14 protein-coding genes and 1 tRNA gene are annotated in these 13,775 nt (G+C 54.4%); 8 read left to right on the forward strand and 7 right to left on the reverse strand.

Annotation, left to right across the window (positions count from 1 at the left end; translation table 11 throughout):
• Positions 1–2: 2 nt before the first annotated feature.
• The 6 genes from ACK4HN_RS04130 (at position 3) to ACK4HN_RS04155 (ending at position 5,449) form a co-directional block, all read left to right on the forward strand.
• Complete coding sequence (locus ACK4HN_RS04130; RefSeq protein WP_409877276.1) at positions 3–488, forward strand: phycobilisome protein; 486 nt, start codon at positions 3–5, stop codon at positions 486–488.
• A gap of 50 nt (positions 489–538) precedes the next feature.
• On the forward strand, positions 539–1,210 hold the full coding sequence (locus ACK4HN_RS04135; RefSeq protein ID WP_409868291.1) for a V4R domain-containing protein: 672 nt from the start codon (positions 539–541) through the stop codon (positions 1,208–1,210).
• Positions 1,211–1,266: 56 nt separating this feature from the next.
• The gene (locus ACK4HN_RS04140; protein ID WP_409868292.1) at positions 1,267–1,749 is read left to right on the forward strand and encodes a 2Fe-2S iron-sulfur cluster-binding protein; all 483 of its coding nucleotides are present in this window, start codon (positions 1,267–1,269) and stop codon (positions 1,747–1,749) included.
• 37 nt (positions 1,750–1,786) lie between these two features.
• Positions 1,787–2,572 (forward strand): tetratricopeptide repeat protein, encoded by a 786-nt coding sequence (locus tag ACK4HN_RS04145; RefSeq protein WP_409877277.1) that lies wholly within the window; start codon positions 1,787–1,789, stop codon positions 2,570–2,572.
• Positions 2,573–2,666: 94 nt separating this feature from the next.
• Positions 2,667–4,457, forward strand: a complete 1,791-nt coding sequence (locus ACK4HN_RS04150; RefSeq protein WP_409877278.1) for a serine/threonine-protein kinase — start codon at positions 2,667–2,669, stop codon at positions 4,455–4,457.
• Positions 4,458–4,501: 44 nt separating this feature from the next.
• The gene (locus ACK4HN_RS04155; protein WP_409868295.1) at positions 4,502–5,449 is read left to right on the forward strand and encodes a metal-binding protein; all 948 of its coding nucleotides are present in this window, start codon (positions 4,502–4,504) and stop codon (positions 5,447–5,449) included.
• Here ACK4HN_RS04155 and cobT read toward each other — a convergent pair.
• Genes cobT through ACK4HN_RS04175 form a run of 4 tightly spaced genes read right to left on the reverse strand, consistent with a single transcriptional unit; the run spans position 5,416 to position 8,697 of the window.
• Complete coding sequence (gene cobT / locus ACK4HN_RS04160) at positions 5,416–6,516, reverse strand: nicotinate mononucleotide-dependent phosphoribosyltransferase CobT (protein ID WP_409868296.1); 1,101 nt, start codon at positions 6,514–6,516, stop codon at positions 5,416–5,418. The genes ACK4HN_RS04155 and cobT overlap by 34 nt on opposite strands.
• A gap of 1 nt (position 6,517) precedes the next feature.
• The gene (gene pgeF / locus ACK4HN_RS04165; protein WP_409849642.1) at positions 6,518–7,282 is read right to left on the reverse strand and encodes a peptidoglycan editing factor PgeF; all 765 of its coding nucleotides are present in this window, start codon (positions 7,280–7,282) and stop codon (positions 6,518–6,520) included.
• Positions 7,282–7,959, reverse strand: a complete 678-nt coding sequence (locus tag ACK4HN_RS04170; RefSeq protein WP_409868297.1) for a DUF1345 domain-containing protein — start codon at positions 7,957–7,959, stop codon at positions 7,282–7,284. Before ACK4HN_RS04170 ends, pgeF begins: the two co-directional genes overlap by 1 nt.
• A gap of 24 nt (positions 7,960–7,983) precedes the next feature.
• On the reverse strand, positions 7,984–8,697 hold the full coding sequence (locus tag ACK4HN_RS04175) for a phycocyanobilin:ferredoxin oxidoreductase (protein ID WP_409868298.1): 714 nt from the start codon (positions 8,695–8,697) through the stop codon (positions 7,984–7,986).
• Between the two features lie 87 nt (positions 8,698–8,784).
• Between ACK4HN_RS04175 and shc the strand changes: the two genes are divergently transcribed.
• The gene (gene shc, locus ACK4HN_RS04180; RefSeq protein ID WP_409868299.1) at positions 8,785–10,713 is read left to right on the forward strand and encodes a squalene--hopene cyclase; all 1,929 of its coding nucleotides are present in this window, start codon (positions 8,785–8,787) and stop codon (positions 10,711–10,713) included.
• Positions 10,714–10,719: 6 nt separating this feature from the next.
• Here the strand turns inward: shc and ACK4HN_RS04185 are convergent, their stop codons facing one another.
• Positions 10,720–11,577 carry a M48 family metallopeptidase gene (locus ACK4HN_RS04185; protein WP_409868300.1) on the reverse strand — a complete coding sequence of 286 codons (858 nt, stop codon included), beginning with the start codon at positions 11,575–11,577 and terminating at the stop codon, positions 10,720–10,722.
• A gap of 69 nt (positions 11,578–11,646) precedes the next feature.
• Positions 11,647–12,636, reverse strand: a complete 990-nt coding sequence (locus tag ACK4HN_RS04190; RefSeq protein WP_409868301.1) for a cysteine synthase A — start codon at positions 12,634–12,636, stop codon at positions 11,647–11,649.
• Positions 12,637–12,784: 148 nt separating this feature from the next.
• Here ACK4HN_RS04190 and ACK4HN_RS04195 point away from each other — a divergent pair.
• Positions 12,785–12,871: transfer RNA gene (locus ACK4HN_RS04195), tRNA-Ser, on the forward strand.
• Positions 12,872–13,188: 317 nt separating this feature from the next.
• Here ACK4HN_RS04195 and pyrR read toward each other — a convergent pair.
• Positions 13,189–13,731, reverse strand: a complete 543-nt coding sequence (gene pyrR / locus ACK4HN_RS04200; protein WP_409868302.1) for a bifunctional pyr operon transcriptional regulator/uracil phosphoribosyltransferase PyrR — start codon at positions 13,729–13,731, stop codon at positions 13,189–13,191.
• Positions 13,732–13,775 lie beyond the last annotated feature (44 nt).

The raw sequence follows: 13,775 nt of genomic DNA on the forward strand, positions 1-13,775 counted from the left end.
CTATGCACACCGAATTAATGAACCTCTACTACAAAGCCGAAGAAAACTACCTCAACAATGTGGACATCAAAGTCTTCCGCCACCACATCGAGTCGCTCCAGCAGCGGTTGAGTACCTATGAATTTCTGCGGGATCATGAAATTGAAATCTTTCAACCTGTCGCCGACGCCCTGCAAAAGCAATATCCCACCGAAAATCCCCAAACCCTTGAGCAAGTATTGCGGCAAGCGATCGCCCTGCTGCGCTATGCCGCCATGGCAATGCTTCTGAATAATCCCGAGTTTTTGCAGCATCGGCTTCTCGAGTGGCTCACGGAGGTGATCCATGCCCACCAAACCCAGACCCTATGGAGCAGTTGCCACGAGCTGCTCAGTGGCCGCCTCAAGGAAATGCTCCCCGATGCTGAGCAGGACTTGGTTTTGCCGCTATTGGAGCAGGCCCAAGCCACCCTTGTGGGCGTGCCAGCGGTGGTCTCTGTCCACGCCTAGGTTGGAAGTCTGCTGAAAGTGCTTGTCACGCCTACGAATGAGGATGTCCTATGATTTCCGTTGCTGATTTGGTTAAAGACCCCATCATCCCCGGCAATTACTATGCAGCTGATGCCTACGTTCAGGGGGATTTTGAAACGGGTCTGATTGAAAACCGCAAAGGCGCCCGTCTGATTGCCCTGCCCGATATTTTGCTCCAAGCCATCTATGCCGGTCTAGATCACGAAGTTGGGCAGGCCAGTGGCGTGGTGTTGTTTAACTGTGGTCGCTGGTGGGGGAAGAACTTTTATCGCCGTTTTGTTACAGAAGTTAGCGAGTACTATGGTCGTCCCCTTGCGGAAATGGAAATGGTGGAGTTCCTGCAGTGCCTTAAGGAATGCTGGAAGACCCACGGCTGGGGCACCATTGATCTCGATGTCAGCTTCTACCAACAGGGCTTTTTGGTGGTGAAAACGTGGGATTCTCCCTTTGCGGCGGCGGCTCCCAAAAATACGGGGCAGCCCCAATGTGCTGCCGAAGCGGGAATTTTAGAATCCTTCTTTAGCCAATTGACAGGGCGTGACCTGCACTGTGTGCAAACCGCCTGTGAAACCCTAGGGGCAGCCAATAATCTCTTTGTCTTGGGCTTGCGGGAGCGGCTCGAACCGGCCAAGGCGTGGCTGCAAGAGGGACAGGATCATGACACGATTATGGCGCGGCTATGTCGCGCTCAAGCCGCTTAAGTATGAGTATGATTCAAAAGTAACTCCCTATACGTCATTGAAAGGAGAAAAGAGCAGTGGCCAAAGTTGTCAAACTGGAACCCATCTCGCGGGAAACCACGATTAATACCAATGACAATTTGCTGTCTGCTCTATTGGATTCTGAACTCCATGTGCTCAAGGAGTGTGGCGGGCGGGGATTGTGTGCCACCTGTCATGTCTATATCAAAGAGGGGATGGAGAGCCTCTCCCCCATCAATAAGCGGGAGCAACGCACCCTTGAGGTGATTACTACGGCAAATGCCACCTCTCGCTTGGCCTGCCAGGCACGGGTACTGGGGCCAGGAGTAGTCGTGGAGTTACCCTCAGGGATGTATGTCAATGCCATTGAGGATCTTGAGTCTTTGATCGGACGGCGGGCGGAGCAGGATATTTTGCACCCCCTCGATGGCCGCGTCTTAGTGGAGGCAGGCAAGCTGATTACCCGCACCATGATTATGCAGTTGAAAGATACCCAAGTGCAGGTGGGGCAATATCTCGCCAATACGTCGGAGGCCTAACCAACCACTTCATTTTCATCCTCAGGGAGGCACCATTATGGAAGACCGTCCTTTGAATTCTCGTAGGGGACTTGAACCCCTAGAATGGAGCGCAACGGGCTTAACCGTTGTCTTGTCGATGGCGGCGGCTGCGACCCAGCAGACCATTTTGACAGCGATCGCTCCTTTGCCCCTGTCGTTGGCGGTGGGGTTGAACTTAGTCAATCGCAAAAAACTAGAGGCTCAGTTCCAAGGCGTTGTGCAGCAACAAGAGGCGAAAATTGCTGAACTGGTTGCGTCCCAAGGGCAACAGCAGTCAGAGTTGGGCAACCTCACCCTTGCCCTTAGCCAAGTGGGCGATCGCCTTGAGGATGTGCAGAAACAGGTCATGCAGCTCAACCAAGGGACACAGCATCTCCACGACTACACCCGCATTCTCAACACAGAGCAAAAACAAATTGAAGAAGTGCTGGATTGCTTGCGGGAAATCGAGAAAAATACCCACGTGATCCAAGTGGATCCCAGCCATGCCAAGGCGTACTACAATCGCGGTCTGACCCATCAGCGTCTAGGGGATGCCGAAGCGGCGATTCTCGACTACTCCGAAGCCATTCGCATTAATGAGAACTATGCCAAGGCCTACCACAATCGCGGCGTTGCCCGCTCCACCCTTGGCGATCGCAAGGGAGCAGTAGAGGATCTGCGCACAGCGGCGAAGCTGTTCTTTGAACAAGGGGACATTAGCAGTTATCAGCGGGCACGGGATCTGGCCAAGCGTATCCATGAAGTGGGGAGTATTGAACAGGACAGTAAAGAGGTGCCCTTAGAAATCCTCTTCCCCTAGGGGACAATTCATTTTGCTGCTGACCCTGCATTGACAAGGCCGAGATTGCGAATCATTCTGAGAACTGTTTTTCGTTGATGGTTGAGGCTCGTTGTTGGCCACGGCTCGTCCTGCCCAAACCTCCCGTTACCGACTGGTGGATCTAGCCGGTCAAGGCCAGTATGGACAAGTTTATCTAGCAGTCAATCGCGAGTCAGGTGAACTGGTGGCGATTAAGGTGCTCAACGAGCGGCAATTGCTGACCCGTGGCTTTTTGCGGGAGTTAAATTTTCTCCTGACGCTTCAGCATCCCCATGTGGTGGGTTGTCAGGCGATTGACTATATTCGCGTGCACCATAGCCCCCAAGTAAGCCGCAGTTTGGTGATGGACTATTGTGCCGGGGGGACATTGCGATCGCTCCTAGAGCAAGAACAGGCCTTACCCCTGACCACCGCTTTGCGCCTCACCTTGGATGTGCTGGCAGCTTTGACCTATGCCCACCATCGCGGCATTCTCCACTGCGATCTCAAACCGGAAAATATCCTGCTGGAGGTGACGGCGACCGGCTGGCAGGCCAAAGTGTCGGATTTTGGTGTTGCACGCCTCATTGAGGATGTCAAGGGCAGCGGCCAAACGGGATCCCCTGCCTATATGGCGCCGGAGCGTTTCTACGGTCAAACAATGCCCGCTTCAGATCTTTATGCGGTGGGAATCCTGTTGTACGAGATGATTGTTGGCGATCGCCCCTTCCACGGCACACCTGCTGAACTTATGGTTGCCCACCTCAGCCGACCCTATCCCCTTCCAGAGGAATTGCCCTTTCTGGTGCGGAGTATTATTGCTAAGGCGTTGGATAAATTACCGCAGCGCCGCTATAAAAGTGCAGCGGAAATGACGATGGCGGTGCAATTAGCCCTAGAGGTGATCGAAGCAGAGCGTCATGAGCAGCCGCTATTGTTCTCTAGGTCACCGGCAGCGGTTTGGCTGGGGGAACCCCAGGGCTATTCTTTAGCAGGACCGCCCCAACAATTTGCCAGTACGGCCACAAAGTTCTATGGAGTGGTGGGCGATCGCCTCTGGGTTTGGCAAGCTAGGGAGACTGTGCCCGCAGAGATCGGTCAGTGGCCGCTACCACCGTTGCCCACTCAACTTTATAGCGGTGAAGTGAGTGCTTGGTTGCGAATCAATGGGCTGCCCCCGCAGCTTTTCTGCATCCATGACCAGCTTATCCCCCTAGACTGTCATCTTCGCTCTGCTCTGAGCCGCTTAGCCATTGACGCCACTGGTTATTGGTGTGCAGAAACCCAGATTGATAGTGCAGCAGCAGAATTACAGCTTCATGTTCAACTGATCAATGGTCAAGGGCAGCGGACTCTCCGTTGTCAATGGCATGGACGAACTTTTGTGGATACCCTGCTCCTCAGTCGTCGCTATGGCGTGGTGATTAGTCGATCGCAGCATCCTGAGACGGCGCATGCCACCACCCACTTTCAACTCTTTGACCGCCGCGGACACTGGCGGCTATACATCCAACTGCCTGCCCACCTGACATTGTTTACTCCTGCCCACCACCAGCCATGGCAACTCGCAGCGTTTGAGGACCATCCACAGCAACCCCTCTTGGTTCTTTTGCATTTGCGGCCTTGGCGTGTTCAACGCTTGGGGCTGGGGTTTCGTCCCCAATTTCTCTGTGCTACGCCCTGGGGTTACGTGGTGGCGGGTCGCCATCGTTTGCATTTAGTCACCCACCGCGGTGAAATTGTCGGTACAGCAGAAAGTGAACAGGAGATTGATGGCCTCGGCTTTACGGGCGATCGCCACCTGTGGTTGATTCGTCAGCACCAAGGGGGGTCTGTATTGCAGACTTGGGATATTACCACGTGGGAGATTGATCTCATCCTCTAGACCAGCAGCCTATGATAGTAAACAATAGCGGTGGGATGTAGCCCATGAAACAGCCTCAGATTCTCAAAATTACCCGCAAAGCGGCCAGTCTCAAACAAAAGCAAAAGCAACAATCCTCGCCGCTTACCCTTGATGTCACGGCGACAACGGCAGCCTCTGAACCCATCGTTGAGGTGCCAGGGGGCGATCGCGACAGTGCTCAAGGGCGTCAACATTGGTGGAGCGAACGCTGGATTGGTGTCCTAGAGTCCTTTGGCTGGCGCCGCCGCCTAGAGCGGGCACGCAATTATGTCCGCGAAGGACGGGTTCTCACCTTGGAATTTAAGGGCAACCAAGTCCACGCCCAAGTGCAAGGCACAGCTCCTCAACCCTATCAGGTCAAACTGCATTTGGATGCCTTTAGCGAAGAGCAGTGGCAATATGCCATTGACGGCATGGCACAAAAAGCCTTCTACGCCGCGAAGCTCCTAGCGGGTGAACTGCCCCCCAGTATTGAGGAAGTCTTTACCCAAGCTGGACTGAGTTTATTTCCCTTTACCAAGTTCGACATCCATAGCCGCTGCAATTGCCCTGACCCCGTGAATCCCTGCAAACACATTGGCGCGGTCTATTACCTGCTGGGTCAGTACTTCAACGAAGACCCCTTTTTACTCTTTCAATTGCGGGGTAAAACCAAAGAGGAGATTCTCCAACGCCTGCGCCACTTGCGGGCAACGATCACGACTGCCATCGCCATTACCCCTACCCTACCCCCCCTCTATGAGCCGCCCCAAACCGATGCTATGTTTTGCCAATATCATCAGCCTTTACCGCCAGAGTTAGTGGTGCTGGTTCCCAGCGGTCACCCCCATGCCGTGCTGTCAGTATTACCTCCCTTTCCCCATGAGATGCCCAGTGAAGGGGCACAGTTAATGGCCACCCTAGAGCAGATGTATAGCCGTGCCAGTCTGGCGGCCTGTCAGTTAGCCATGAGTGAACCACCAGAGGCGTGATAGCGATCGCCTAATCGGTCAATAATATTCACCATCTCTAAATTGCGCCAGCCCATCAGCAGATGGGCAGCAATGGCACAGCCCCCTGCACCCACGCCTTCCTTGACAAATCCCTGTTCATAGGCACGCAGGGCAGGATGACGAGATGAGCGAAAGTCCAGCTGAGTGTAGAGGAGTGGACACTGGACACGCTCTGCCAAGCGCTGAATTTGAGCCGTTTGATCTTCAATAAGCCAACGAGTGGTACCCACTACAATTTGGGCGGGATGCCAAGGAAGCTGACGCTCTTGGGCGATCGCTCGCGCCAAGGCATAGACCGCCATCATTTGCGACCCCCCTGCCAGCAAAACGCCACAGGTTTGACTCGCCCGCAGCGCCATAGCTGCCGCCACCACCTGCATTGGATCCCCAATCGCTGCGACACAGGTGAAAGGATCCGCATCAGCAGGCAGATGAGCCAGCCCCTGTTGCACCAGTTGCCACTTTTGGGCATGGTTACTGTGGCGATGGCTACTGCCGACACAATCGCGAGCGACAATCCCCAAACTTTCACAGAGGGCAAGGGCAGTGGTTGTGCCCCCCACCACACATTCAGCGATGATCAGCCACGGATATTGGCGGCTGAGCTTGGCTCCCCAAGACCATCCCTGTTCCCAGAGGTGAGCCACGGTTTGGGCTGTCATGGCTTGACCTGTGGTTAGGCAGCGCGCCGGTGCGCCCCCCAAGTCAATCATCTCTGGCAAACGCGGCAGGGGTAAGCCGGCATCAAAAACATAGAGGGGCAATGCCAAAGCTTCAATGAGGGCACGACTAATCAGAGCAGGGGAAGCACCCGCTGTTAGGGGTGGCAGCGCGTAGTGGTAGTGGGGTTGAATGCCCCGCAGCAGGAACTCGCCGTCGGCTAAGGCTGTGATCTGGCGATCGCTGGGGGTTTGACCCGCCGCTGAGATGCCGGGAATCAAGGCCGTCTCCGTAAAGCCAAGAACGCAAGCAATCGCAGGACGTTGGCAGTGATAGCGATCGCCCCACAATCGGGCGATGGATTCTCCTGTTGCAACGCCAATCATACTAATGACTGACAATTCCCGACCACTGCACCTGCTTCAGGTGTTCACGGCGATAGGAGAAAAAGAACCCAGCATCACGAAACGTACAGTAGGGACACAGGGCAATTTGCTCCTCCTTTAGTCCCAATTGCAGCAATTGCAAACGATTCACCCGTGCCACATCCACCCGCAGTCGTTCAGGATCAGGATCAAGAAAGATGGCCTCTGGGTCTAGGGCAGCGAAACGCTGATAGAGATCATCGCGCTCTGTGGTTTCCGTTATCCCTTCAAGAATGGTCTGTCCCAAAGCGCGAGCCACATTCAGCCCCACTTGATAGACTTCACCGCGAATGGCAGGCCCCATGGCAACCCGTAAATTGCCAAGAACACTGCCGAAGGCTTGCATCTGCTGGAGCGTGGCCTTAGAGATTTGGATCGCTGTCCCCCGCCACCCCGCATGAATGGCTGCGACCCGACCGCTGGCCACATCGGCAATCAGCAAGGGGACACAGTCAGCACTACACACCCAGAGGGCTTGATCAGACCCTGTGGCCACAAGAGCATCCGCTGCCAATCGTTCATCACTGGCCAAAACTTCTCCTGCCAAAGCAACGCGATCGCCATGCACCTGTTGTGTCCGCAGCGGTGTTGCTGTGGTTCCTAAGGCGGCGGTGAGGGTGCTGAGGTCTTGTCCTTGCCAATCGCGAGTAAAGAAGCCATGGGGAAACCCCTGCAAGAGATCGCAGGTGAGAAAGCGCCCAAGCTCAGTGGTTTGCCAGTGCCACATCACCACAGATCTGCAATTACGTTGATTACCAAGCCGACAATGACACTGTAGAAGAAGAAGGAAACAATTTGGTGAAACAACACCAGGCGGCGAATACGGCGCTCTTCAATGGCCACATCAGAAGTCTGTGAGGCCAAACTAATCGTGAAGGAAAAGTACATAAAGTCTAAGTAGTCCGGTTCCCCTTCCCCCGGAAAGTCAAGGCCGCCAGCATAACCAAAGTCATTGACCTTGGTCAAGTTGTCATCGTAGTAGTAGCGAGCATATTGCAGCACAAAACTAGTGTGGGTCAAAAACCAAGCTACTAGAACTGCCCAAGTGGCCAAGCCCACATCCAAGGAGAGTTGAGGATTGTTGGGGGTTTTGCCATAGGCCAAGATCAAGGCAGTGGCAATCCTACTGGCAATGGCTGTCAAGACAACAATCACCAGAATTGTTAGTGCGTTTGCTTCCCCCACTCGCGATCGCCGCTCGGTAGCGAGGCTATTGGCACTAACCATCGTCTGCAACAGCAAGACTAAATAGGTGCTGACTCCTACATCCCACCCTAACATCCATCGCTGTCCCACACTGAGCCAGTGACTTGTGACCCCAAGGGCGATCGCCCCTGCAAGAACGGCCAAGAGAATGCGCATTCCCAACGACATTTGACTGATCCACGGGCTGATGCAGTTCATCGGGGAGAGAGTCCTCAAGGGGGTCTAGGCAGCAGGGGGCAAGTCAAAGAGAACGGTGGTCATATAGCGTTCTGCCCAAGCGCTGCCAAAGGCTTTTTCAAGAACCCGGCGGGTTTTATCGTTCTGCTGTTGCTGGTGACAGTACTGTCGTTGCCCGGCAATGACCGCTGCCGGCTGATCCGTGGGCACCGCCTGCTGGCTCAATTGACAGTGGAGTGTGAGGTACTCACCAATGCGATCGAGAAATTGCTGTTCCTCAGTTTCTCCCTGTGGCCGAATAAAAATGCAAAAGGGTGAGAAGATATGTCCCCAGGGGGGCAAGTCACGGGGTTGGCTAAAGGTGAGCTGTGGCAACGCCCTTAAGGCCGATGTATAGGCAGCGGGCAACTGACCCGTCACCGGAGAGAGATCCACAATCGCGGCACTAATTTGCCCCCGCCCCCCCACGAGGTCACAGCCAAACATGGGTAGATCGTAGCGCGGCTCTGGAAACATGACGCAGTGCAAAATATCCAAACTTTCCCCCACCCGTGCCAGTTCAAGGTGGAGTTTGCGAAAGGGCGGCGCTTGGTAGCAGTGGTTCTCTATCGTTAGTCGCTCCCCCTCCAGTTTGCCCTCCACATAACCAAGATCCTCAGGTAGGGTGTAGGGCGCCAAGGCCAGAAAAGTTCGCCAAATCTGCTCAATGCGATCAGCGAGCCGCTGAATCAGGGGATGCTGGTGTTGACGGAGAGACATAGCCTTAATCCTAACCCAAGTCTGTGCCGCTTGCGAGGGAGCGATCGCCCCCGCTAAACTAACCAAGAGTCTAACAGCCGAGGAATCATGCCAACTCCACTTGCTGCTGCCATTGACCCAAAGCAACTCCAACAGGCAATTCGTGCCAGCCAAGACTTTCTCTTTTCACAGCAATATGCCGAGGGCTACTGGTGGGCGGAATTGGAGTCCAATGTGACCATGACCGCAGAGGTGATCCTCCTCCACAAAATCTGGGGCACCGAGCAGCGGCTCCCCTTGGCTAAAGCAGAACAGTATTTGCGCAACCAGCAGCGGGATCACGGCGGTTGGGAGCTGTTTTATGGGGATGGGGGCGATCTCAGCACCAGTGTGGAAGCCTACATGGGATTGCGGCTCTTGGGGGTTCCCACAGATGATCCAGCCCTAGTGAAGGCACGGCAATTTATCCTTGCGCGGGGGGGCATTAGCAAAACCCGCATCTTTACCAAACTGCACCTTGCCCTCATTGGCTGCTACGACTGGCGCGGCATTCCCTCTCTGCCCCCTTGGATCATGCTTCTGCCCGAGGGGAGTCCCTTCACCATTTATGAGATGTCCAGTTGGGCACGCAGCAGCACCGTGCCGCTGTTGATTGTCATGGATCGCAAGCCCGTTTATGGGATGAACCCACCCATGACCCTCGATGAACTTTACGCCGAAGGGCGGGCAAATGTGATCTGGGAACTACCTCGCCAGGGCGACTGGAGTGATATCTTTATTGGTCTCGATCGCGCCTTCAAACTCTTGGAAACCTTGAATATCAATCCCCTTAGGGAACAGGGGCTAAAGGCCGCCGAAGAATGGGTCATAGAGCGTCAAGAAGCTAGTGGTGATTGGGGGGGCATTATTCCAGCAATGCTTAACTCCCTACTGGCATTGCGTGCCCTCAACTACGCTGTGGACGACCCCATTGTGCAGCGGGGCATGGCGGCGGTGGATCGCTTTGCCATTGAAACCGAGAGCGAGTATCGCGTGCAGCCCTGTGTCTCTCCAGTTTGGGATACTGCCTTGGTCATGCGCGCCATGGTAGATTCCGGTGTGGCTCCCGATCATCCCGCCCTAGTCAAAGCTGGCGAATGGCTGCTCTCCAAGCAAATCCTCGACTATGGGGACTGGCACGTAAAAAACAAAAAAGGCCAGCCGGGGGGATGGGCCTTTGAATTTGAGAACCGCTTCTATCCCGATGTGGATGATACAGCGGTGGTGGTGATGGCGCTCCACGCGGTGAAGCTACCGGATGAAAACCTAAAACGGCGCGCCATAGAACGGGCGGTGGCTTGGATTGCTTCTATGCAATGTCGTGCGGGTGGTTGGGCGGCCTTTGATGTCGACAATGATCAAGAGTGGCTGAATGCCATTCCCTACGGCGATCTCAAGGCAATGATTGACCCGAATACTGCTGATGTCACGGCACGGGTACTGGAGATGGTGGGGCGGTGTCAGTTGGCCTTTGACAGGGGTGCCCTCGATCGCGCCCTCGCTTACTTGCGCAATGAGCAGGAACCGGAAGGCTGTTGGTTTGGCCGCTGGGGAGTGAACTATCTCTATGGCACCAGCGGGGTTTTAGCTGCCCTCTCCCTTGTGGCTCCTCGCTACGATCGCTGGCGCATTCGCCATGCCGCTGAGTGGTTGGTGCAGTGTCAAAATGCTGATGGCGGTTGGGGTGAGACCTGCTGGAGCTACAATGACCCTTCCCTCAAGGGCAAAGGGGATAGCACTGCGTCCCAAACGGCGTGGGCAATTATTGGCCTTTTGGCCGCTGGCGATGCCACGGGGGACTATGCCACAGAGGCGATTGAACAGGGGATTGCCTACCTTCTTCAGACCCAGCGCGTCGATGGCACTTGGCATGAGGATTACTTCACTGGCACTGGCTTTCCTTGCCACTTTTACTTGAAGTACCACTACTACCAGCAGCACTTTCCACTGACGGCCTTGGGGCGCTATGCCCGCTGGCGCAATCTGTTGGCCAGTTAGGCGAGATTAGAAGGAGCGCAGCTGTTGCTGATAGGCCAAGGTATCCGTCCCACACTGGGGTTGGGGATTAGTCATGCATTCATTGCTTAGGCCAGAGCGGATTAAGTTTTCCAGCAGCAATTGGCGATCGCGGGGTGACGGGTGGGTACTCAAAATCGTGGGTGGAGTTCCTCCCTCCTGTTGTAATTTCTGGAGAAATGTCACCATGGCCCGTGGATCATAGTTGCTGCGAGCCAACAGCCCTAACCCATAGCGATCGGCTTCTAGCTCCTGCTCCCGACTGCGGGGACGCCGAAAGGCGAGTTCCATGGCTATCTGTAGCCCGCGATCGCGATCCAAGCCGGCAACTGTCATTAGCCCTTGGGCGATCGCCATTTCTTGCAGTTGGCGGATCACATGGCGCCGCTCAATATGGCCAATTTCGTGGGCAATGACGCTGGCTAGTTCTGCCTCATTTTCTGCCCGCCGCATTAGTTCTGTGGTGACATAGACAAAGCCCCCCATCGTCGCATAGGCATTCACTTGGCGGTCTTGGATGATGTGGAATTGGTAGGGAAGTCCCCGGCGTTCGCCAACACTCACCAAGCGCGCGCCGATGCTACTCACATAGTTTTGAGCCGCAGGATTCTGCACAAGGCGCATCCCTTGACGTAGCATCTGCTCATGAATTTGTTGCCCCAAGGCCACCTCTTGGCGGGGCGAGATATTTGAGAGTTGGATGACCTGAATTCCCTGCAATAATAACCGCTGCCAGAAATGTTGTGCCTGTGCAGCCACAGGATGCAGGGCGATCGCCACTCCGCAGACCAGGCTGATCAAGAGGAGAAACCAACGTTGTTTTTTCACAGCTACTGTTCGCGTCAAGTCCACACCCACGCCTAGCGGCTACTTGCCCTCTTCTGACCCCTCGATTTTAGACATTGTTCCCAAAGCTTAATGTTTTTTAATCTCTGGCACCCGTAGTCCTTTGCTAGCCAGCCACTCGGGGTTAAAGAGCCGCGACTGATAGCGCGAACCCCCATCGCACAGCACCGTGACAATCGTATGGCCGGGACCCAGTTCCTTTGCAAGGCGTACTGCAGCCCCCACATTAATGCCCACCGAGCCACCCATAAAAAGGCCATCGTAGTGGAGTAGTTGGTAAATAATCTCAAGGCACTCTTGATCCCCAATTTGAATTGCATCATCAATGGGAGCGCCCGCTAAGTTGGCAGTAATGCGGCTATTGCCAATGCCCTCTGTAATGGAACTGCCTGTGCTACACAGTTTGCCTGTTTTCACATAGCTATAGATGGCACTGCCCATGGGATCCGCAATCACAGTACGAATGGCAGGATTTTTTTCCTTGAGGTATATTGCCACCCCTGCATAGGTGCCCCCCGTGCCAGTTGCCGCTACCCATGCATCAATTCGACCATCGGTTTGCTGCCAAATTTCAGGTCCAGTAGTTTCGTAATGGGCTTGGCGATTGGCAAGGTTATCGAACTGGTTGGCCCAGATCGCATTTTCCATTTCAGCGGCAATGCGGCCAGAGAGCTTCACATAATTATTGGGGTCTTTGTAGGGCACCGCAGGAACAGGACGCACCTCAGCCCCCAGAGTACGCAGTAGGTCAATTTTTTCTTGGGATTGAGTATTAGGAATAACAATTAGACACTTGTAGCCCTTGGCATTGCAGATGTGGGCGAGGCCAATGCCCGTATTGCCCGCTGTGCCTTCAACCACCGTACCACCGGGCTTGAGCAGGCCTTTTTTCTCCGCATCTTGAATTATGTAAAGAGCTGCTCGATCCTTCACAGAGCCACCGGGATTGAGAAACTCTGCCTTACCGAGAATTTCACAGCCCGTGAGGTCACTAAAGTAGTTAAGGCGAATCAGCGGCGTCTGGCCGACGGTACCCACAAAACCCTGTTTGATATCCATGCCGTCGTTGTTTTAAGTTGACTGAATACTTTTATGGTAAAGGGGTTTGCCGCCAGAATTTCCTTGGGGGGGAGCGATCGCGAAGCGTGACGGAGTCAATCGCGAAGCGTGCCTTTGGCATTTACTTTTGCTATGATTGGAGATCCTTGGAGAGGTGGCAGAGTGGTTGAATGCGCTTGACTCGAAATCAAGTTTAGGGTAACACCTAACGGGGGTTCGAATCCCCCCCTCTCCGTTGACTTTCCGAGTGGCTTAGAAAAGGGCAGACTCTTGCCCTAGGCAGCTTCAAAGTAGGGCCATGACTGGTTTATCGTTGAGCCAAAAAAGTTGTGAAGAGGAAAAATCTCTGAATTGACTGCATCAAATAGCGTAATCTCATTCAGGAGGCTCTTCTGGGCTAGTTCTGCATATCGAGGATCAATTTCGACAGGCCTGCACCGCCACTCCTCTTGTCCTGAGCGATATGCAAGACCGACCTCATAGGGGCAGTCACAATCAAGTCACTAAAAGGCTCAGCAAATAAATGAGACTAATTCCAGTGATTTTCCTGAATCAATAGGGTTTCCGCAACTCTACTCCATCCCGCTGATCAATCTCTTGCAAAAGTACCTTCACCACTTCATCGCGAGCTGTGGGCAGCACTTTACCAATAAAGTCGGGGTGAATGGGCAATTCCCGGTGCCCGCGATCAATCAGCACCAGTAACCAAATGGCATTGGGGCGACCATAGTCATGGACAGCATTCAGGGCGGCGCGAATCGTGCGGCCACTAAAGATCACATCATCCACCAAGACCACAATCCGCCCAGAGAGATCTACGGGAATCAGGGTTTGACGCGGTGTGCGCGGACCAATGCGATCCAAGTCATCCCGATAAAACGTAATATCCAACTCACCGATGGGCAGGCTCACCCCCTCCAGTTGTTCAATGTGTTGCCCCAATAGCTTGGCGAGGGGAACCCCACGGGTATGAATCCCCAACAACACCAATTTGTTGAGGGCATCGCGCGCCTTCTCCACCACTTGGGAGGCTAAGCGCGTAACAGTGCGCCGCAGGTCATCGGCACTGAGAATTTCAACGACTTCACCAGCCATGGTCGTCAGGGTGGGGAATTTACAGATTTTAGCGAAATTTCCGC

The sequence above is a fragment of the Thermosynechococcus sp. genome, assembly GCF_046299655.1.
Classification (GTDB): Bacteria; Cyanobacteriota; Cyanobacteriia; order Thermosynechococcales; family Thermosynechococcaceae; genus Thermosynechococcus.